Consider the following 21077-nt stretch of genomic DNA (forward strand, 5'->3'; position numbering starts at 1 on the left):
ATAAGGCATGATATTTATACTTGTGCCACTTACTTTATCGTTATTAAATACCAGTGGATTTTTAGCTATTCGTTACGGCGTATAACCTATATCAAAACAAAAACCTGATATAAACACCGCAATTAATAAAATACTGCTATAAAACCTGTAGATTAATTGTCATGAAAAAAACCAAAATTGTTTGTACTATCGGCCCTAAAACTGAATCTGAAGAAAAACTCTCACAATTACTTAATGCTGGCATGAATGTCATGCGGCTAAATTTCTCACATGGTGATCATGAGGAACATGGTAAACATATTAAAAATCTACGTGCTGTCTGTAGCCAAAAAAACCAACAGGCTGCAATATTATTAGATACAAAAGGGCCAGAGATCCGTACAATGCTGCTTAAAGATGGCAACGATGTATCGCTAATCGCTGGACAAAATTTTACCTTTACCACCGACACCTCAGTGATTGGTGGTCAAGATCGGGTTGCTGTGACCTACACTGGTTTACCTGATGATCTTAAACCAGGTAATACTATTCTAGTTGATGATGGCTTAATCGGCATGAAAGTTTTATCTGTTACCGCTAGTGATGTCATCTGTCGGGTACTTAATAATGGCGATTTAGGTGAAAATAAAGGCGTTAATTTACCGGGTGTTTCAATTGGCTTGCCTGCACTGGCGGAAAAAGATAAACAAGATCTGATTTTTGGTTGCCAGCAAGGCGTTGATTTTGTTGCCGCTTCCTTTATCCGTAAACGCGCTGATGTAGAAGAAATCCGCGCCCATCTAGCGCAGCATAGTGGTAAAAATATCCAAATAATCTCTAAAATTGAGAATCAAGAAGGATTAAATAACTTCGATGAAATTTTAGAAGCCTCTGATGGGATCATGGTGGCACGTGGTGATCTTGGCGTCGAGATCCCAGTTGAAGAAGTTATCTTTGCGCAAAAAATGATGATCGAAAAATGCGTTGCAGCCCGTAAAATTGTCATTACCGCCACCCAAATGTTAGATTCGATGATTAAAAATCCCCGTCCTACTCGTGCGGAAGCCGGTGATGTTGCTAATGCTATTTTAGACGGTACAGATGCCGTTATGCTATCTGGCGAAAGCGCGAAAGGAAAATATCCTATCGAAGCGGTAAAAATTATGGCGACTATTTGCGATCGTACCGATCGAGTTATGCCATGCCGCATTGATGATAGTAAAATAAACCAAAAATTACGCATTACTGAAGCAGTTTGTCGCGGTGCGGTTGAAATGGCGGAAAAGTTAAACTCTCAATTGATTATCGTGGCAACCTATGGCGGTAAATCAGCAAAATCAGTACGTAAATATTTTCCAACAGCACCGATCCTTGCTTTAACAACTAATGAAGAAACTGCCCGTCAATTATTATTAGTTAAATGCGTTATTCCACAATTAGTCAAAGAAATTGCCTCCACAGACGATTTCTATCGTATTGGTAAACAAGTTGCTTTAGACAATAATATGGCCGAAAAAGGTGAAGTTGTCGTTATGGTTTCAGGCGCATTAGTGCCAAGTGGTACAACAAATACCTCATCTGTCCATATCTTATAATTCTATTTTCCAAAATAAATTCCTCCAAATAAAATAGCGGGGAATTTATTTTTTCTTTTTTTAATAAAGAAAAATTAAAGCACTAATATCTAATATTGGTAATTTATAATCAAAAACCTATTAATCATTTTAGCCATTGAGCATTTATTTAAGACACATTCTATTAGCCAAAAATTAATATTTCCAGCTCAAAAGATCATAATCGACATGTTATTTAAAAAATAACTGTTATCACGTTAATTTTATTTTATATCTACAGGAAAAAATAATTAACAAAATAACGCTATGAGATAATTAAAAATTGCCGTCTATTCAATCAAAACGAACAAAAAACAAACAAATTTATTCTCTTTTCTTAATTTTATTAAGCAACTTGTCAGATTTTAAGTAGAAAATATTCTAATTAAGTACTAGCATAAGAATAAGTAAGTATTCTGCCTGAATTTGAAAAAGATCTAATAATTCAAAGTTAGAGATAGAAATTTATTCTCTGTTTTACCAGGAATGTGCAATACTTACCTTGCTACTTGGAGATTAACTAAATCTAGAGGGTAATATAATGAAGCGTACTAAAGTTTTACTGGGCTCTATCGTTCTGGCTTCTGCTTTGTTAGCAGGCTGTTCAAACAGTAGCCAAATTAACAAACTGTCCTCAGATGTACAAACGGTAAACGGTAAAGTCGATCAACTATCCAATGACGTTCAGTCATTACGTATTGATGTTCAGACTGCTAAAGATGAAGCTGCTCGTGCTAATCAACGTTTGGATAATCAAGTTCGTAGATATAAAAAGTAATCCAATTGCATTTAACGGATCACTCGATATACTAATAAGGCACCCGTTGGTTGGGTGCCTTATTATTTATTACATACAACTAATTTTTAATAATACCATTATCTGATTATTAATAAATTCACTATTTTTTATAAAATAAAGTAAATCTACTCATAATTCATCACCGTCTAATATTAATTTAGCTCTTATTTACCTTAACCGGCATTCCTGAGCGACGTGCTACGGCTTGAGCAACTAATCGCTGATCAATACCAGGTTGTTACAAAAATGCCTTAAACTCATTGCTATATACTAATGGCATCGTTTGCGGATCATCAGATTCACATTTGGATAATGGTTGGTGAACTTCGATGTCATAGCTTCCGTCTGGCTCTTTAGAGAACTTAATCGGCTCATTGATTACCTGTACCCAAGTTCCTACCGGTATAGAGTAGAATAATGCTTGTATATCCTCAGGTCTTAAACGAATACAACCGGAACTAACACGTAGTCCAATACCAAAATTGGCATTAGTACCATGGATCAAATATTGTCCGTTACCATAAGATAATCGCAAAGCATAAAGCCCCATAGGGTTATCAGGCCCGGCTGGAAATACTGCCGGCAATATAACGCCATCGGCAGCATAACGTTTACGGATATTAGGCGTCGGTGTCCAGGTTGGATTTTTAATTAATTGACTAACAGTCGTCACCATTTTAGGCGTATTGGCGCCCAATTGGCCGATACCAATAGGGTAAACCATGACTTTATTGCTTCCTTTAGGAAAATAATACAGGCTCAATGCGGCTAAATTAACGATGATACCATCACGCTTAGTCGCAGGTAATAACATTTGCGATGGAATAATCAACGTTTTACCCACTTTAGGTAAATATGGATCGGTTCCTGGATTAGCTTCCAACATATCCAGCAAACCTATCTGAAATTCACTTGCAATAGCTTCCAGTGGACGCCCATCATTAGGCACCGCATAAATACTATTTTCTCAAATTAAACGTGCTGTAGTGGATGGCAAGGAGTATTCAGCAGCACTGACATTGAAAGTCAGCCCGCTAAAAAAAACAAGCCGATAAAAAATAGAATTCTCTTCATACTTTTTCCTCCTAAGGAACGTACAAAGTTTATCGGATGAATAAGCGTCACTTTAATTATATCAGTAGTTAACTAAATGTTTAAGTGCTTGATTGGATAATTTTTTCGGCTCGCTGGCGTGGATTGTTCTGATCATAGCATGCAATCCCTGGCTTCTTGATGGCGTTAAATGCTGCTCCAATGACAACTTTTGAAAAAATGCTTTGCTATCTGTAGTCAAAATTTGTTTTCCGGTTTTATTTTGAAAAATAATTATTACTAATGCAATCAAACCCTTAACTATAGCAGCATCGCTGTCACCTGCCAATTGGATCCTTCCGTCACTATCTGGCTCCATAGCAATCCAAACCTGGCTTTGACAACCTGAGACCTGATTTTTAACTTGTTTTTGTCTACCGCTAAGAGGTAATAATTTTTCCCCTAATTCAATTAAATAAAGATATCGCTCTTCCTAGTTTTGACAACGTGAAAAATTACGCAACAATTTATTCTCATCAGGCAAGGGCTGACATCATTCTACCCTTATATGTACTTTAAAACAGATTAAGCTAGTAATTTTTCAACATATTGTAGTTTTTCAACTAAAATATCAATCTCTTCTTTAGTAGTATAAACCGCTAGCGAAGCTCAGCACATAGCTGGTACTTGATAAAAATCCATCAATGGCAGCGTACAATGGTGGCCTGTCCATATTGCAATTGCATAATTATCTAAAAAACTACCAATATCATAAGCATGATGCTCGCCTAAATTGAAGGCAATAACTCCCTGACGCTCATCTGAGCCGTAAAGACGCAAAGAGTTTACCGTACTTAAACGCTGATTAGCATACTGCATTAATGCCGTTTCATGAGCAGATATTTGTTGATAACCAATATTATTAATATAACGTAATGCCTCACCTAAGCCAAGAATGCCAACAATATTGGGTGTGCCCGCTTCAAATCGCCATGGTACCTTTTCGTAAGTGATATTTATTATTGCTGGCTCAGATAACGTCATACTCACTTGATCAATCATGGCTTCCCCACCTTGCCAAGGTGGTAAAACATTTAATAAGGCCTTTTTGCCATATAAAACACCAATACCAGTAGGTCCATACAGTTTGTGACCGGAAAAAATATAAAAATCACAATCTAAATCTTGGACATCAATCATTTGGTGCATAATACTTTGCGCACCATCAAGCAAAATATGCAATTGTGCTGCTTTTTGCTCTGCACATTGGCACGCATAGGCAATAATCTGTTTTGCTGGATTAACGGTTCCCAAAACATTCGACATGTGGGTAAAAGAGAGTAATCGAGTCCGGCTATCGATTAACCTATCTAATTGTTCAAAAATTGATTTTCCATCATTATCAATAGGTAATATACGAATATCAAAACCAATCTGGCCTGCAAGCAAATGCCAAGGAACTATATTAGCGTGATGTTCCATTTGGCTAATGATAATATTATCGCCTGGTTTGATAAAACCATGCCTATAACTATTAGCAATTAAATTTATGCCTTCCGTTGTTCCTTTAACAAAAACGATTTCTTCAGAATCAGCTGCATGAATAAAATCAATGACTTGCTGACGAACATTTTCTACCATCGCCGTGGCTTCACTACTCAAGCGATGGATCCCTCGATGTACCGCCGCATAGTGATGACAAAGAAATTGCCTTTCCTTTTCTATCACTTGGAGCGGTTTTTGCGCACTGGCAGCACTATCCAAATAAACCAACGGTTTATCGTTGATTTTTTCTGCCAGCATAGGAAAATCTTTGCGAATGGATGCCACTGAAAATGTCATATTAAATCCCTGCTAAGCGCTGCTGAATAATATCCATTACCTTGTTACTTACACCTTCACTCTCAATAGATTCGATGACTTCAGCTGCAAAGGCCACCATAATCATATGTTTTGCATCATTGAGATGAATACCCCGTGAACGTAAAGAAAACAGCTGTTCATCATCAATCCGGCCTACTGTAGCACCATGACTACACTTAACATCATCAGCATAAATTTCTAACTGCGGTTTGGTGTCAATTTCGGCTTGTTTACCTAATAACAAGTTATTATTTGTCATTTGGCCATTGGTTTTAAGTGCCTGTGGCGCAACTTTAATCATCCCATTAAAAACAGCTTTACTTTCATCCTGCGCGATCGTTTTATGCAACTGGCGACTTTTACAACATGGCTGATTATATTCAAGATAAGTTCTGGTATCAAAAATTTCTCTATTTCGTGGCAACAATAAGATATTAAGTGTTAATCTGCTACCCGCTCCATTTAATTTCACACTGGTATGATGGCGAAGTAATGCTGAGCCGATAAAAATACCGCTACTGTTTATTGACTATCACGACTTGACAAGATGTCATTATGGGCAAAATGGTGACTTTGGTTGTTTTCAATGCTAAGTTTGATATGACTAAAATGATTATTATCAGCTATATTAGCGGTCAATCGACTGCCTGTCAGATGCGGCTTATCATCAACAGAAACAAAATGTTCAATAACTTGCGATTTGCAATTGGCACCAATCTCTAAATGATAGCGATAGTGACTAGTATTAACATAATTATGGTGATTTGAACCAGAGGTAATATTCAATATATAGAGTGGTTTTTCTACTTGTTGATTAGCGGCCAATTTAATCATCAGGGGCTAAGCGGCCAGACTCTCAGTTAAACAGGAATATTTCATCGGTCATGATAGGTGCCGGAAGCTGTGCCTGCGCATCCATCATTTGAATTTGATAAGGGCCAAAGTTATCGCTACTTAAGGCAGGGATAAGACATCCATCAAACAAAACAATTCGCAAGCCGTCAATAGAGATAGCCAGCTGTTTTAATTGCTCAGCAATAATTGTGTTAACTTTATCACTATTTAATTGGTATTGAGCATTAAGTACTTTTGCCAACGGCGTATAATACCACTCTTCATGGCGAAATGGCGGAAAACCAATTTTCTCTACCTGCTGCCAATAGGCCTGAGCTTGTTTTTCATTTGCTCTTTTACTGGCATAAAAAAGTGTCGCAAAGCTTTTTAGCGCCTGTTGATTTAACTTTGTGACTTGCTGCTGTTTTTCTGCTCTTTTACTGTTGGTCAATAAGCCAGCCATAGCCTTGTACCTCTAGTTTTCTAGCCAAGGTAAAATCACCTGATTGAATAATTTTGCCTTGATGGAGAACGTGAACAAAATCAGGCTGTACATAATCCAAAATACGCTGATAGTGAGTAACGATGATAAAAACTCTTTCAGCACTACGAAGTGAGTTCACGCCATTAGCCACAACTTTGAAGGCATCAATATCAAGACCCTAGTCGGTTTCATCTAAAATACATAACTCAGGCTCTAACGCTGCTATCTGTAAAATATCATTGCGTTTTTTTTCTCCACCAGAGAAATCGACATTAACTGATCGAGTAAGTAAATCTTTCGGCATATCAAGTAGTTCAATTTTATCTTCAATAAAATCCTGAAAATCAAATTTATCTAGTGGTGGCTGCTTACGATACTCTCTTACTGCATTAACCGAGGTTTGTAAGAAAAATTGATTACTTACGCCAGGAATTTCCACCGGATATTCAAAGGCTAAAAATATACCTTCACCTGTACGTTCTTCTGGCGATAACTCAAGCAAATTTTTATTTTTGAATAGAATTTCACCCTGTTCTATTTGATATTCTTCACGTCCTGCCAGTGTCGCTGATAATGTACTCTTGCCTGATCCATTAGGCCCCATGATTGCATGTACTTCACCCGCTTTTACTTCTAGATTTAATCCGTTAAGAATTTGATTACCTTCAATACTGACATTTAAATTTTTAACACTTAACATTTCATTGGCCTTTGAATAACTGAGTATTCTTTTAATAGGAACCATCAACCCACACTATGTTCCAAACTAATTGCTAACAATTTTTGTGCTTCAACGGCAAACTCTAATGGTAATTCAGAAAAGACATCTTTACAGAAACCATTTACGATCATGGAAATGGCGTCATCCTCACTAATACCTCGTTGCAAGCAAAAAAAGAGTTGATCTTCACCAATACGAGATGTTGTAGCTTCATGCTCTAACTGTGCGCTACTATTTTTTACTTCAATATGAGGAAAAGTATACGCGCCACATTCAGTGCCAATTAACATAGAATCACATTGGGTATAATTTCTGGCGTTTTCTGCCGTCGGTAAAATCTTTACTAAACCGCGGTAACTATTTTGACTACGACCGGCTGAGATCCCTTTTGAGATGATGGTAGAATGCGTATTCTTACCAATATGGATCATTTTTGTACCGGTATCAGCCTGTTGATTACCATTGGTTAATGCGACTGAAAAGAATTCCCCCACCGAATTATCCCCTTGCAAAATAACACTGGGATATTTCCAAGTAATACCCGAACCTGTTTCAGACTGTGTCCAGGACATTTTGGCATTCTCACCCTCGCATAAGGCGCGTTTGGTGATAAAGTTCAAAATGCCACCGGTTTCACTTTCACCACCTGAAAACCAGTTTTGTACGGTAGAATATTTTACTTCAGCATCTTTATGAATAATAACTTCAACTACTGCAGCATGTAATTGATAGCTATCTCGCACCGGAGCAGAGCATCCTTCAATATAACTAATGTAACTACCTTCATCAGCAATCAAGATAGTGCGCTCAAACTGACCGGTCTTAGCTGAATTAATACGAAAATAGGTTGATAATTCCATCGGGCAACAAACACCCTTTGGTACATAAACAAATGTCCCATCAGAAGCGACAGCAGAATTTAAGGCCACAAAAAAATTGTCTCGATTAGAAACGACCGTACCAATATATTTTTTACTAACTCAGGATACTGTTGGATAGCTTCACCAAAAGAGCAAAAAATAATACCCAGTTTCGCTAATTCGCTACGATAAGTTGTTGAAACAGAAACTGAGTCAAAAATAGCATCTACCGCAACCGATTTACCCTCACGAACTGGTACACCAAGTTTATTGAATGCTTCTTCAACTTCGGCGGTCAGGTAATTATTGCTATGCTCATCCCCACCCGCTGTCGATGAATCAGTTTCAGCTTGATAAGTATCATCGCAACTATTGCAGGATGGCGCCGCATGATAACTATATTCCTGGTAGTTTAAATCAGGATAATAGCCTTTAAGCCAGTGGGGTTCTTCCATACCCAACCAATGTTGATAAGCCTCTAAACGAAACTGCAACTTCCAATCAGGTTCATTACGTTTGGCTAAAATAGCTTTGATGACCTCTTCATTGAGACCTTTAGCTAATTCATCCGTTGCAACCTGAGTGAAAAACCCCTCTTTATAACGATGCTCCGCTAACCATTGTTGAACATCATCACTAATTTCTAATTACGCTGTGACATAATTTAATTCACTTAAATACCAAAGCTTTCACCACAACCACAAGCGTGTTGAGCATTAGGATTATTAAATTTGAATACTTGATTAAGTCCCTCACGAACATAATCAACCTCAGTACCATCAATAAATGGCATTGCTTTTAGAAGAACAAAAAGTTTGGCGCCATTATTTTCAAACAGCAAATATTCTTTAGTTGGATTATCTATCAATGCAATGACATAACCAAATCCTGCACAACCTGATTGCTTGATATTAAGAGATAATCCCTGACTAGCAGGATTTTTTTTCATTAATTTAAGAATTTGAGCAGCTGCTTTATCGGTTATGGTAAGGCCCTGCCAAGTTGTTTCATTCAAAGAAAAAGTATCAACGCGCTCTGCCATTATTGACCTCACGAAACTAATATTTTGACTAGATTATACTATCAATGTAACTAGACTTTTTTTGCTTAATATTATATATGGTAATGATAACATTTCTCACTTTAACCATTTATTTTAAGCGGATATTTTAATTAGAGTATTTTTTCAGCAAAAAGTGGCGTTTATTTTACGATTATTAAATCAACAATCACCCTAATATTATGATAAATATAAAAAATAAAACAAACTCACAAATTCAACAATATGTAATGTGACAAACAAAGCATCGCTAAATCATCGATTTTTTGTCGTTTAGTTATCTTTAAGTGCTAACCATTAAATGATTACTGTTGTCAAACGGCAAATACAACTTAGTCTTAATTGTTCATCAAAGATTTTTATCGACCAGACTTGTTGCCAGCGACCTAGATGAATTGCACTACATACGCCACGTACTTTTCCTGAAGATACCGGCCTAATATGGCTAGCATTAATTTCGGTACCAACTACTTTTTGATTATCTTGAGTACAGAAATAACCAGCTATCGAGCCTAACGATTCGGCTAATACCACCGAAGTACCACCATGTAGTAATCCAAACGGCTGCATGTTACGCTGATCAACCGGCATTGTTGCTTCAATAGTATCATCACTAATACTTAACATAACAATCCCTAAATGGGATAACATGCTGTTATCACTCCAACTATTAATTTCTTCGAGGGTATAAGAACGTTACCAAATCATTTAAATATCTCCAATAACGCTTGTAAAGGATGTTTTATTGCTTCATTTTCAATTCGTTTTACTTGACTGCGACAAGAGTAACCTGTTGCTAGACAATGTGTTTTGGGTAATTTTTGTAATAGATTTCCCCAAGATAAGGCATAAATTCCCTTTGAATTAGCCAGATGTTTAACCTCATGACCATAAGTTCCTGCCATGCCACAATAACCAACATTAACATTAATAAGATGACGACCAAACTGAGCAAAAATTTTAATCCATTATTGAGCACTATCAGCTAACAATGACATTTCGGTACAATACTCTAATAAATACCATTTTTCAGCCATTAACTTCGCTACTGGCTTTGTCGTTAATACTATCATCAGCCAATTTAACTTCGAATTTACCCTGTTTATTACCGAGGATCTGGTTATATTCATCGCGATAATAGAACACTAAGGCTGGATCAATACCGACCATCGGAATTGATAATTACGCTAAACGGTTAAGAAAATCTGCTGTTTTGGCAAAACGAGTTAAATATCCTTTAATATGTAACGCTTTTCCATTAGCAGAAAATCGCAACAATATAGGCCGATAACCTAATATTTCAATTAAATGTATAAAATCTGCAACTACCTTGGCATAATAATAACTAGTAAATGGATCTTGGACGACAAAAACAAATTGGTTGCGAGTCTCTTCTGGTAAGCTTTCTAATTGTGGCAATGACAGAGACAATGCTGCATGACCAGCCAATTGTTGTTGTAAACTGGGTGTAGACAGTTGAGGAAAATCCGTTAGTCCAATCACCTTTGTGACCTAGGGTTTGTATCCACTCTTGCCGTAACATAAAATTAAACCAGCGTGGCTGTTTTGCCATGAGTGGCAAAGTTAATTCAATATTGGCAACCACATAGTCACTAATTGGTCGCAAATAACGACTTATAATAGAGGGCTAAAAATTTTGCCCTAAACAAGGGAACATCAATTTTAACTGGGCATTGGGTTGAACACGCTTTACAGGCTAAACAACCTGCCATCGCCTCTTTTACTTCATGGGAAAATCATACTGTCCACTCTTAGCTCGCAAGGTATGGTATAGGCGTGTTATTTTTTGCGGCCAAGAGAGTTTATAACTATTAATATCTTCTACAAATAACGCTAAGTTTACGCCTTGCTTAACCTGTAATCTTAACCATTCTCGCATTAATGTTGCTCGGCCTTTTGGTGAATGAATTCGTTGCAGGGAAATTTTCATTGAAGGACACATTGGACTATTAACGTCAAAATTAAAGCACAAGCCATTACCATTACAGGCCATAACCTGCTCAAATGTTTCCCTCACTTTGATCGGAATGGTACGGTCATAGGTTCCTCTTTTTACAGTATCGATAGGCATTAACGGAAGCGCTATATTAATTGATGAGTATATTTTTCCTGGGTTTAATTGATTAAAGGGATCAAATGCTGTTTTGATTTGACAGAGTATTTGATAAAGCTTTTCACCAAAAAATTGTGGACCGTAGGCGGAACGAAAACCTTTACCGTGTTCCCCCCATAATAAGCCGCTATATTTAGCAGTAAGTTGAGCAATTTGATCTGAAATTTGTTTCATTAATACTTCTTGTTGAGGAGCACACATATCCATCACCGGGCGAACATGTAATACCCCAGCATCAACATGACCAAACATGCCATAAGCTAAATTATTGCAGTCAAGCAACGCACGAAATTCAGCAATGTAATCGGCTAAATGCTCCTGTGGCACGCAAGTATCCTCTACGAACGGTATCGGTTTTGCTAATCCTTTGGTATTAGCCAACAAGCCAACTGCTTTTTTTCTCATCGTATAGATATTTTCAATATCTGCCAATTGATGGCATATATGATAATCAAGGATCCTCGAATTACCGGCTTGGATTGACTTATCCAATTGTGAACATAAGCGAATTAATTGTTGATTAATTTTTTCTTCACTATCCCCGCTAAATTCAACAATGTTTAATACTAATAATTTTTTGTCATCAACATCATTAATTAATTTACTCACTGAATGCCAGATAATATTATCACGCACTAAAGAGAGGATTTTAGTATCAACCATTTCCACTGATAATGCTTTGGCTGCCACCATAACTAGTGCATTATGTAACGCTGAATCAAATGAGTCATACTTTATGTTAACTAATCGTCTTACTTTAGGTAATGGGGTAATATTTAGCTTAGCTTCGGTAATAAAAGCCAGGGTCCCTTCAGAGCCGGTTAAAATTCGGGTTAAATCAAATTGAGTCATAATATCGTCAAACACGTGTCGTAAATCATAACCAGTTAAAAATCTATTTAATCGCGGAAATTTAGCCAAAATTAGCTGCCGCTGCTGCTGACAGTGGTGATAAACGGCACGATATATGCGACCAATAGTTGATTCCTGCTGTGAAATACGCTCCGCCAACTGAGCTGCCATCGGATAGGTTTCTAATACCTCTCCACCAAGTAAAATAGCTTTAACACTTAGTACATGATCCGATGTTTTACCATAAACTAATGAACCTTGACCTGATGAGTGAGTATTGAACATACCACCCAAAGTGGCTCGGTTACTGGTTGATAATTCAGGTGAAAAAAATAACCATAAGGCGCCAAAAATTGGTTAAGTTGATCTTTTATCACACCAGCTTCGACTCTAACCCATTTTTCTGCCACATTAATTTGCAAAATTTTTTGCATATAGCGCAACATATCAACCACAATGCCTTCAGTCAAAACCTGGCCATTGGTCCCTGTGCCACCACCTCTGGGTGTAAAGGTTAATGACTGAAATTGTTTATCAATCGCAAGTTTCACCAACAATTGAACATCGCTAGTCGAATGCGGATAGACAACCGCTTTAGGTGTAAGTTGATAAATACTATTATCTGTTGCTATTGATAAACGTTCAGCATAACTGATGGGTAAATCTCCACTAAAATCTTGGTTTTTTAATGTCGTTAAATAGGTTGTTATCTGCTGACTGATTTGATGAGCGCGTCCTATACGTGGGATCATTATACTAGTAACTCTTTTTAATTAGTGTTCACTTTGCAATTTATGTACTATTCTTTAATTGAGAATACATACCAGACAAAATTTGGCAATTAACATTTTGTAAACAATACGATTTCCATCATCACCCTACTTTTATTAGATACAAAAAACATGATTAATCATGTAATAGACAATTGATAATATGCACCCATCATTCTTTATAATTAGGCTAATATATGGAAAAAGCGCAATCCCCTAACGATTTACCCAAATTCATTTTTAGCATAATTGCTATTTTATTAATGATAGCTGCATGTTTTTGGATATTGAAACCATTCATACTTGGTTTTCTCTGGGCAGGCATGGTGGTTATTACAAACTGGCCATTATTTAAAAAAATTGAAAGTAAACTATGGCATAAAAAATGGCTAGCAAGTATAGCGATGACTCTATTAGTAATATTATTATTTGTTATTCCTTTTGTAATACTAATTGGTAGCATTATTCAAAATAGTGGCCCACTGATTGAATGGGCAAAATCACCAACTGAAATTAGATTACCCGAGCTATTGTTGTTAAAAAACTTACCCTTTATAGGTAATAAACTCTTCTATGGTTGGCATACATTGGTCGCTAATGACGGTAATACATTAATTGCTAAACTACAACCGTATATTGGAGAAGCAACCAGCTGGTTCTTAACGCAAGCCATTAATGCCGGGCGTTTCGTGTTTCATCTTGTCGTAATGTTACTATTTAGTGCATTACTCTATTTGAAGGGAGAAAGTGTTATATTAAGTATTCGTCATTTTGCCATTCGCCTAGCAGGTACACGAGGCGATACCGCGATCCTACTTGCGGGCCAATCAATTCGTGCTGTTGCATTAAGTGTAGTAGTAACCGCATTAATACAGGCGAGATTACCAGTGGTATTGGTTTAGCTTTAGCAAATATTCCTTATGCTGCAATATTAACAATTCTTATCTTTGTATGTTGTGTTGCCCAACTTGGACCATTATTGATTATGGTACCCTCCATAGTATAGTTATTCTGGTCAGGCAATACCAGCTGGGCCATTATTATGATTGTATGGAGCATCATTGTCGCAACAATGGATGGCGTACTGCGTCCTATTTTAATAAGGATGGGGGCGAATTTATCGATGATACTTATTTTGATTGGCGTAATTGGTCTTTTTATTGGTCCAGTCGTTTTAACTGTCACACATAATTTACTAACCGCCTGGATGAATGAGGTTTCGAAACCAGCTAAGTTATTAAATAATGCAACCAAATCTAATTTATATAAGAAAGATCCTTAAATTAAAATGATTGACTTAATTAATATTCTTCTTAATCATTATACTTAAATTATTTGAAATTTGTTACGCTAAAAATTTTCCAAAATACCGTACAATTAAATTTCATTAGTATTAGTATTAGTATTAGTATTAGTATTAGTATTAGTATTAGTATTAGTATTAGTATTAGTATTAGTATTAGTATTAGTATTAGTATTAGTATTAGTATTAGTATTAGTATTAGTATTAGTATTAGTATTAGTATTAGTATTAGTATTAGTATTAGTATTAGTATTAGTATTAGTATTAGTATTAGTATTAGTATTAGTATTAAATAATCATCTTATATAATTATACTACAAAGTGAAATTTTTATTGAGATAATTCTTAGTGATAAAACCTTAGAGTTATCTTAATATAATACTTATAGATTAACCTCTTTATAAATTATTGGTTTTAATATTCTTGGCATTATTATGCAATAAAAAAAAATCATGAAACCTACAGAATATTGCTGTGTGTAGTCTTTGCCTGTCAGCCCATTATAGGCTTTTTTTCTATTGCAAATAGTAATATTAATGATAATCAATTGATTTATAATGATATTATTGACTTTTATTTATAAAATATAAAGCTCATCTGCTATAAAGTAAGATACTTACCTATAAATATTCATATTTTTAATTAAGCCTGGCAAATATTTATTAATAATAAAATATGCATAAACTTTACCTGTTATTAGTTTGCCACTCAATTTATTATCTAATGCCATATATTATTATTTAATTTTTATTATATAAAAGTAAATAAACCTTATTCTATATCATAATCTGGCCTGTCATCCGTCAAGCTATAATTGAATATATAATTTACAAATTTCAACTATATTATTTTTTTAACGTCACTGAATATAAATAAAATAGTAAAAATAACCTAAAGTTAACAATAAATAAGTGAATAGAATACCATGAAAATAAAATTTTTTAACGATATATGCTGACTATAATATAAGCAAATAAAATCTATTTTTTAAAATAATAACATTTTATTATATAATTGCATTTAGATTAAAAAGCATATTTATTATCTATTTTTTGCTAAAAGAATGAATAAAAAAACAGACAAATATTACTAATTATTCTAATACCATCTAAAATAATAATTCCGTTTTATAAAAATTATTTATATTCTTTCAACCGTCCTTTATGAAATAATTCTATTTTATTGTTTTAAAAATACATTTCTTGATTATTTATCATTGTTTCACTTTATCACTGTTTATATGCAGATGAAAAACCTTGATTAACAACAAAACAATAATAATTACCATTATTTAGTTATACCTCTTCGATATGAACAAACTCAGACAAAATAATTTACTAAATTCAGATGTAAAACAAATAACAACCCAGGTGATTAATACCATCAATAGCCAATATTTATTGGATCAAAAAAAGGAGTTGCTAATATCTATCATCAAGGTGAAATTTATCAATTACGCCAGACCAGAGCAGGAAAATTAATATTAACCAAATAAAATAATCAAAACCAAGCCACCTAACTACTATCAGGCAGCTAATTTTTAGATCTATTATAAAAATAGGGAAGGATACCTATGGGCCTGAAAAAGACTGCCTTAAAATCAATTAATTATATTAAATATTCACTATATGGCGTACCTTGTATTATCGAAATGCTGATTCCGCAACTATCCTGGTCAAAAGCAGACGATAAAACCATTACCGTATATGCTGATCAAGCAACGCCGTATATATCCACTACCGCTAAAACATATACTGTAATTGATACTAGTAAACCAAAATATCAATACGCATCTAATGCATTAGATTTATTAAGAAGCATTCCCGGTGTTAGCCTCTCTGGCTTTGGCATTACTAATGGCCAAAATTTAAACATGCGAGGTTATGAAAGTTCTGGGGTTCTGATAACCATTGACGGTATTCGGCAAGATATTGATACCGGAACAATCACCCGCACATTTCTAGACCCAATATTTATAAAAAAATCATTGCTATACAAGGTAGTAATAGCCTACAAGATGGTAGTGGAGCCCTTAGTGGTACTATCGCCTTAAAAACAGTTAATGCACGAGATCTGCTGGCTCCAGAGCAATCTCATGGTGCTATCCTAAACTTAGGCTATAGCCATAATGATAAGGGATATCAATATGGTAGCTTATTATTTGGTAGAACTGACGGCACTGATGGATTGATTGCCTTTATTACAAGATCAAAAGGATCGCCTCATCTCAGTGATGGCTTAATTCCCTTTAATAAGGAGGATATTCACAGTCTACTCGCCAAAGGCAACTGGGCAATCACTCCATCATATATAATTTCAGCTCAATTACACTATTATCAAAATGATGGAATACAACATAGAAACCCAGAAGTTGTCAAACCTAGCCGTTACGAAAATAGCCGCTACGATCGCATTACCAGCCAATATGATATTCAATTGACACAAAAAATATATCCGTTTCATACGGAAAATTAGCTTATAAATTGGGATCTTTTTACCTGGGATTCTAATCAGTTTGCTGCTCACCAATTCAATATTGGTAGCGAATTTTATCAACAAAAGCAACAGTCTAATAAACTAGCAGATCGCTTTCCAGCAGCAACCTTGCGCAATATAGCGGTTTGGTTAGAAGATGAAATTCGATTAAATAAATTACCAATTACCTTTTCTATCGGTACTCGTTATTCTAACGATAGAAATGATAGTGATAGATACGCTAGCAATCAGGATTCTCAGTGGATATTTCGTGGCGTAGTTAGCTTTACTCCCACACACTAGTTGGAGATTTTTAGTTCTTATGCTGAGGGCTACAGAACGCCTAGCTTAAATGAAATTTATAATGATTCAAAACACTTCTCTATGAATTATTTTACGCCAAACCCTAATCTACAACCTGAACGCAATCAAACAATTGAATACGGTGTAAACTTATAGTTTAATAATATGTTACTGGCTAATAATAGCTTACAATGGCGAACAGCTATTTTTGACACTAAAGCGACTACTTACATTAAGACCGAAGTTCATGGCGTTCCTCCCATTGGGAAAACATTAAGCATCAATACACCATCTGTGGTTATCCATGGTATAGATAGTAGAATTAATTATACTACCCCTTGGTTCAATGCTGTTCTCGCTTACAATCGAACTCATGCGAAAGACACCAAATCTGGTATGAGCATGTCATCGATTCGACCAGAAAGTTTGACGGCTTCACTTGATGTAGCCCTGGTTAATAGCGGTTTTTCATTGGGCTGGGTTGGACAATATACCGCTAGAACTAATCGCTCTGGTGACCATAGCGGTAAAGATAAATATTGGAATCCTATCACTCAACAAGCGGGTTATGGTACCAATGACTTCTATCTATATTATCAAGGAAATGGGCGGTTATCAGGCATAAATTCCACTCTATCATTAACCAATGCATTTAATAAGTCCTATACCTCATCATTAGTTATTCCACAGGAAGGTAAAAATATACATTTTAAAATTAATTATCGTTGGTAATTATTTTTATTAACCCTAACAGCAAGTCATGAGTAATTACTTATTTATTTTACTCATGACAATTAATTTTATTGCAAACTTTCTGTCTTTATCAGATCAAAATTTTGTCATAAATATGTTTTTTAGCGAAAAAAAAAAAAAACAAACAAAACAATAAAAATTAGACAATCTACAGCAACAAGTGTTTTATAGAGCTAAAGATTTCTATTTAAACTATTAGTAATGACAAATAGGATTTTAAATTTAACAAATCGGAGAGACCCTACAATTTACACCTATGTCCAACATTAGGCATAGCAGGTTAATAATAGTAATAAATAAATTATGGATCAACACAATATACCTAATAAGGAAATGAAAGTATGAACGATTCACTTTATAACCGCTACCAGCAGACAAAACAACAGAATAATCTGCAATCAATAGCAGAATCGGCAAACTATTTAAATGTCACAGAAGCAGAATTGATTTACGCATGTGCAAATGCTGATAATGCTAAACGGTTAAATATAAATCCAACACTATTATTACCTAAATTAGCAAATCTAGGTGAAATAAAAGCAATTACTAATAATAAATATGCCACTCATATCCATATCAGTGAATTCAAAAATGTTCGTTTAAACAGCCTGACTGGTATTGTTCTTAACCCCAGAGAACTTGATTTGCGTATTTTTCTTGATCACTGGGCAATCAGCTTTGCCTTAACTGAGATATTTTCAGATAATATACAACACAGTATTCAGGTTTTTGATCATTATGGTAATGCCGTACATAAGATTTACGCCACTGAAAAAACTAATATGGCTGTTTGGTATAAATTAATCAATATCAAATGACCGCCAATCCACCATTAAATTTGCGTCTTGTTATTGTCTATTAACAACCACCCCATATTAACGAAGCGGTAAAAAAACAACTAGAAACAGATTGGCGCAATATGACAAATGTTCATCAATTTTTTCAATTATTGCAAAAACATAATGTCAAACGGCAATAAATCTTCGCTGTAGTTAGCGACGAGCTTGCTTATCAGATTAATAATCATTCTCCTCTACCACATTCTGCATTGCGCCTTTAATCAACAAAATGAAATTATGATCTTCGTTGGTAACCTTGGATGTATGCAAATATTTACCGGATGCATTCAAAAATTGGCGGATTATCATGACAAATAAAGTGCGCTACAGAAAAGTAATATTTTAAATACAAAATTCTCCTTCAATGTAATTGAAACTGGCATCGCTAACAGTTGGGTAACACGTAAACCAACCAAGGATGGTATAGTCACCAGCCTGGAAATTTTTGATCACTATGGCAATCAAGTCATTCAACTATTTGGTCAACGTACCGAAGGAGAACCTGAACAATTAGATTGGCAAAAGCAAATTTCAACCTTAACTAAAATATAATGACAGGAGTTAAACTTAATAGAAATTAGGGCTGCTCTCCATCATCATATTTTTACTCATTCCTTATTCTCAGGCGAGTGAACGCATTATTACCCTTGGAGGGGATATTACTGAAATTATCTTTGCCCTTAATGAAGGAAAGCAGGTTATTGCTCGAGATAGTACCAGTCGTCAACCAGACCGGTATTAAAGCTTCCTGACGTAGGCTATATGCGTATGTTAAATGCTGAAGGCATTTTATCGCTATACCCGACGCTGATCTTAGCAAGTGAGCAAGCTAAACCCGATTTAGTCCTAAAACAAATTCAACAAACAGGAGTGAAGATAATAAAAGTGACAGGGAACACCTTCTCTGGCAGCCATACCAGAAAAAATTCGCACCATTGCTAACGCTATCCACCAGCCACAAAAATGTGAACAACTCATCAATAAACTTAATGAGCAATTGTCATTAATTAATACTGCGCCTTTGCAACAAAAAATCATTTTCATATTTAGCCATAATGAAACTGTACCGCTAGTCGCCGGTCAATGCACCACGGCAGATAGTATTATTTCAACGGTCGGTGCCAAAAATGCACTACAGGGTTTTAATGGTTACCTGACACTTTCTCAAGAGGCCATCATTGCCAGTCAACCTAATTGGATTTTAATTACCTTTGAAGGGCTCCGCTCTTTAGGTGGAATAGAAAAAGTCTGGCGATTACCGGGTATTAATATGACACCTGCCGGAAAAAACAAAGCATTACTCGTCGTTAATGATTTATAGGGCTACTCGGATTTAGCTTGTCGACGCCTAGCGTTATGAAGCAAATACGTGATACTTTGGAAAAATCCAATAAATGATGAAACAATTCGCTTATCCAACATTGGGCTTATTCATTTTATTTTGTATTGTTATTTTAATTACTTTACTGGCGGCAAATGTGGGTGCAATGGCTTTGTCGTTTCACTCACTTTGGCAACTACCATTAACCGATAATCATTGGCAAATTTGGCTAACTATTCGCTTACCCCGTATTTTACTGGCATTATTAGTCGGCTGTGTATTAGCCGTTGCGGGTGCTATTATGCAAGGGCTATTTCGTAATCCATTAGCCGATCCCGGCTTACTTGGTATTAGTAGCTGAGCAGCCCTTAGCGTTGCGCTTTTTATTGTTCTTCCCTTCCCCAGTTCTTCACTGTTAAGTGACTATGGTTATCTGATAGCCGCGTTTGCGGGTGGCTTTATTATTGCAATAGTTATTTTTTCATTAACACATTATTCAAATGGTCATTTAACAAAATTACTTTTGTCAGGCATAGCGATTAATACACTATGTGTATCTTTCATTGGTGTACACTTAGCTATATTAGCGATAACCAACAGTTACGCAGCTTTACATTATGGATGATGGGCTCTTTAAGTCAAAATAATGGTGCCATATTAGCTATTGCCGCCACCACCATCTCACTGACCATACTTATTACCTTACAGCAAAGTAAGAAACTTAATTTATTACAATTAGGCGATGAAGAGGCGCATTATCTCGGTTTAAAAGTAAAAAAACAAAATTTATCCTGTTACTGCTTAGCTCACTTTTAATTGGTTGTGCTGTTGCGCTAAGTGGAATAATTGGTTTTATTGGCCTAGTTGTCCCGCATCTTATTATAATGAGCTTTGGCGCTAACCATAAATGGTTATTATCCGCTTGTGCTTTAGCCGGAGCCGCTTTACTACTTACTGCTGATACCATCGCTCGTACTATAGCCACACCGGCAGAAATTCCAATAGGCTTAATTACCGGGCTAATTGGTGCCCCTTATTTTCTCTATCTTATTTTAAAACAGTCACAAGGTTAATGATAAAAT

The 21077-nt window shown here is 35.5% G+C and carries 8 protein-coding genes and 13 pseudogenes; 12 read left to right on the forward strand and 9 right to left on the reverse strand.

Annotated features, from left to right (window positions below):
• Positions 1-161: 161 nt before the first annotated feature.
• Both pykF and ARADI_RS03525 read left to right on the forward strand, forming a co-directional pair.
• Entirely contained in the window at positions 162-1574 is a 1413-nt protein-coding gene (gene pykF / locus ARADI_RS03520; RefSeq protein WP_119711137.1) for a pyruvate kinase PykF, read from the forward strand.
• Positions 1575-2133: 559 nt separating this feature from the next.
• Entirely contained in the window at positions 2134-2370 is a 237-nt protein-coding gene (locus tag ARADI_RS03525; protein WP_119711138.1) for a major outer membrane lipoprotein, read from the forward strand.
• 178 nt (positions 2371-2548) lie between these two features.
• Here ARADI_RS03525 and ARADI_RS03530 read toward each other — a convergent pair.
• From ARADI_RS03530 to ydiJ, 9 genes and pseudogenes are all read right to left on the reverse strand, one after another.
• Positions 2549-3465, reverse strand: a pseudogene (locus tag ARADI_RS03530) (L,D-transpeptidase family protein).
• A 61-nt stretch (positions 3466-3526) separates the two neighbouring features.
• A pseudogene (gene sufE / locus ARADI_RS03535) lies at positions 3527-3967 on the reverse strand (cysteine desulfuration protein SufE).
• A gap of 41 nt (positions 3968-4008) precedes the next feature.
• A pseudogene (locus ARADI_RS03540) lies at positions 4009-5265 on the reverse strand (SufS family cysteine desulfurase).
• Between the two features lies 1 nt (position 5266).
• Positions 5267-6583 (reverse strand): annotated as a pseudogene (gene sufD / locus ARADI_RS03545) (Fe-S cluster assembly protein SufD).
• Positions 6558-7304 (reverse strand): annotated as a pseudogene (gene sufC / locus ARADI_RS03550) (Fe-S cluster assembly ATPase SufC). Before sufC ends, sufD begins: the two co-directional pseudogenes overlap by 26 nt.
• A gap of 44 nt (positions 7305-7348) precedes the next feature.
• Positions 7349-8826: pseudogene (gene sufB / locus ARADI_RS03555) on the reverse strand (Fe-S cluster assembly protein SufB).
• 32 nt (positions 8827-8858) lie between these two features.
• The gene (gene sufA, locus ARADI_RS03560; RefSeq protein ID WP_119711139.1) at positions 8859-9227 is read right to left on the reverse strand and encodes a Fe-S cluster assembly scaffold SufA; all 369 of its coding nucleotides are present in this window, start codon (positions 9225-9227) and stop codon (positions 8859-8861) included.
• A gap of 315 nt (positions 9228-9542) precedes the next feature.
• Positions 9543-9896, reverse strand: coding sequence for a hotdog fold thioesterase (locus tag ARADI_RS03565; protein WP_238149091.1), 354 nt, complete (start codon positions 9894-9896; stop codon positions 9543-9545).
• 53 nt (positions 9897-9949) lie between these two features.
• Positions 9950-12983, reverse strand: a pseudogene (gene ydiJ / locus ARADI_RS03570) (D-2-hydroxyglutarate dehydrogenase YdiJ).
• Positions 12984-13198: 215 nt separating this feature from the next.
• Between ydiJ and ydiK the strand changes: the two are divergent.
• The 10 genes and pseudogenes from ydiK to ARADI_RS03620 all read left to right on the forward strand — a co-directional run bounded on the left by ydiK (position 13199) and on the right by ARADI_RS03620 (position 21068).
• Positions 13199-14283, forward strand: a pseudogene (gene ydiK / locus ARADI_RS03575) (AI-2E family transporter YdiK).
• Between the two features lie 1331 nt (positions 14284-15614).
• A pseudogene (gene hemP, locus ARADI_RS21520) lies at positions 15615-15799 on the forward strand (hemin uptake protein HemP).
• Between the two features lie 156 nt (positions 15800-15955).
• The gene (locus tag ARADI_RS03585) at positions 15956-16357 is read left to right on the forward strand and encodes a TonB-dependent receptor plug domain-containing protein (RefSeq protein ID WP_238149092.1); all 402 of its coding nucleotides are present in this window, start codon (positions 15956-15958) and stop codon (positions 16355-16357) included.
• 134 nt (positions 16358-16491) lie between these two features.
• Positions 16492-16779 carry a hypothetical protein gene (locus tag ARADI_RS03590; RefSeq protein WP_119711142.1) on the forward strand — a complete coding sequence of 96 codons (288 nt, stop codon included), beginning with the start codon at positions 16492-16494 and terminating at the stop codon, positions 16777-16779.
• A 3-nt stretch (positions 16780-16782) separates the two neighbouring features.
• Positions 16783-17238, forward strand: a pseudogene (locus ARADI_RS20595) (TonB-dependent receptor domain-containing protein).
• A 9-nt stretch (positions 17239-17247) separates the two neighbouring features.
• A complete protein-coding gene (locus ARADI_RS03605; RefSeq protein WP_119711145.1) occupies positions 17248-17814 on the forward strand; it encodes a porin family protein in 567 nt (188 codons plus the stop codon).
• Positions 17815-18176: 362 nt separating this feature from the next.
• Entirely contained in the window at positions 18177-18653 is a 477-nt protein-coding gene (locus ARADI_RS17175) for a ChuX/HutX family heme-like substrate-binding protein (protein ID WP_238149093.1), read from the forward strand.
• 186 nt (positions 18654-18839) lie between these two features.
• Positions 18840-19226: pseudogene (locus ARADI_RS17180) on the forward strand (ChuX/HutX family heme-like substrate-binding protein).
• A 31-nt stretch (positions 19227-19257) separates the two neighbouring features.
• Positions 19258-20072, forward strand: a pseudogene (locus ARADI_RS03615) (heme/hemin ABC transporter substrate-binding protein).
• Positions 20072-21068 (forward strand): annotated as a pseudogene (locus tag ARADI_RS03620) (FecCD family ABC transporter permease). Before ARADI_RS03615 ends, ARADI_RS03620 begins: the two co-directional pseudogenes overlap by 1 nt.
• Positions 21069-21077: the final 9 nt, after the last annotated feature.

Origin of the sequence: Arsenophonus endosymbiont of Aleurodicus floccissimus (genome assembly GCF_900343025.1) — a bacterium.
GTDB lineage: Bacteria > Pseudomonadota > Gammaproteobacteria > Enterobacterales > Enterobacteriaceae > Arsenophonus.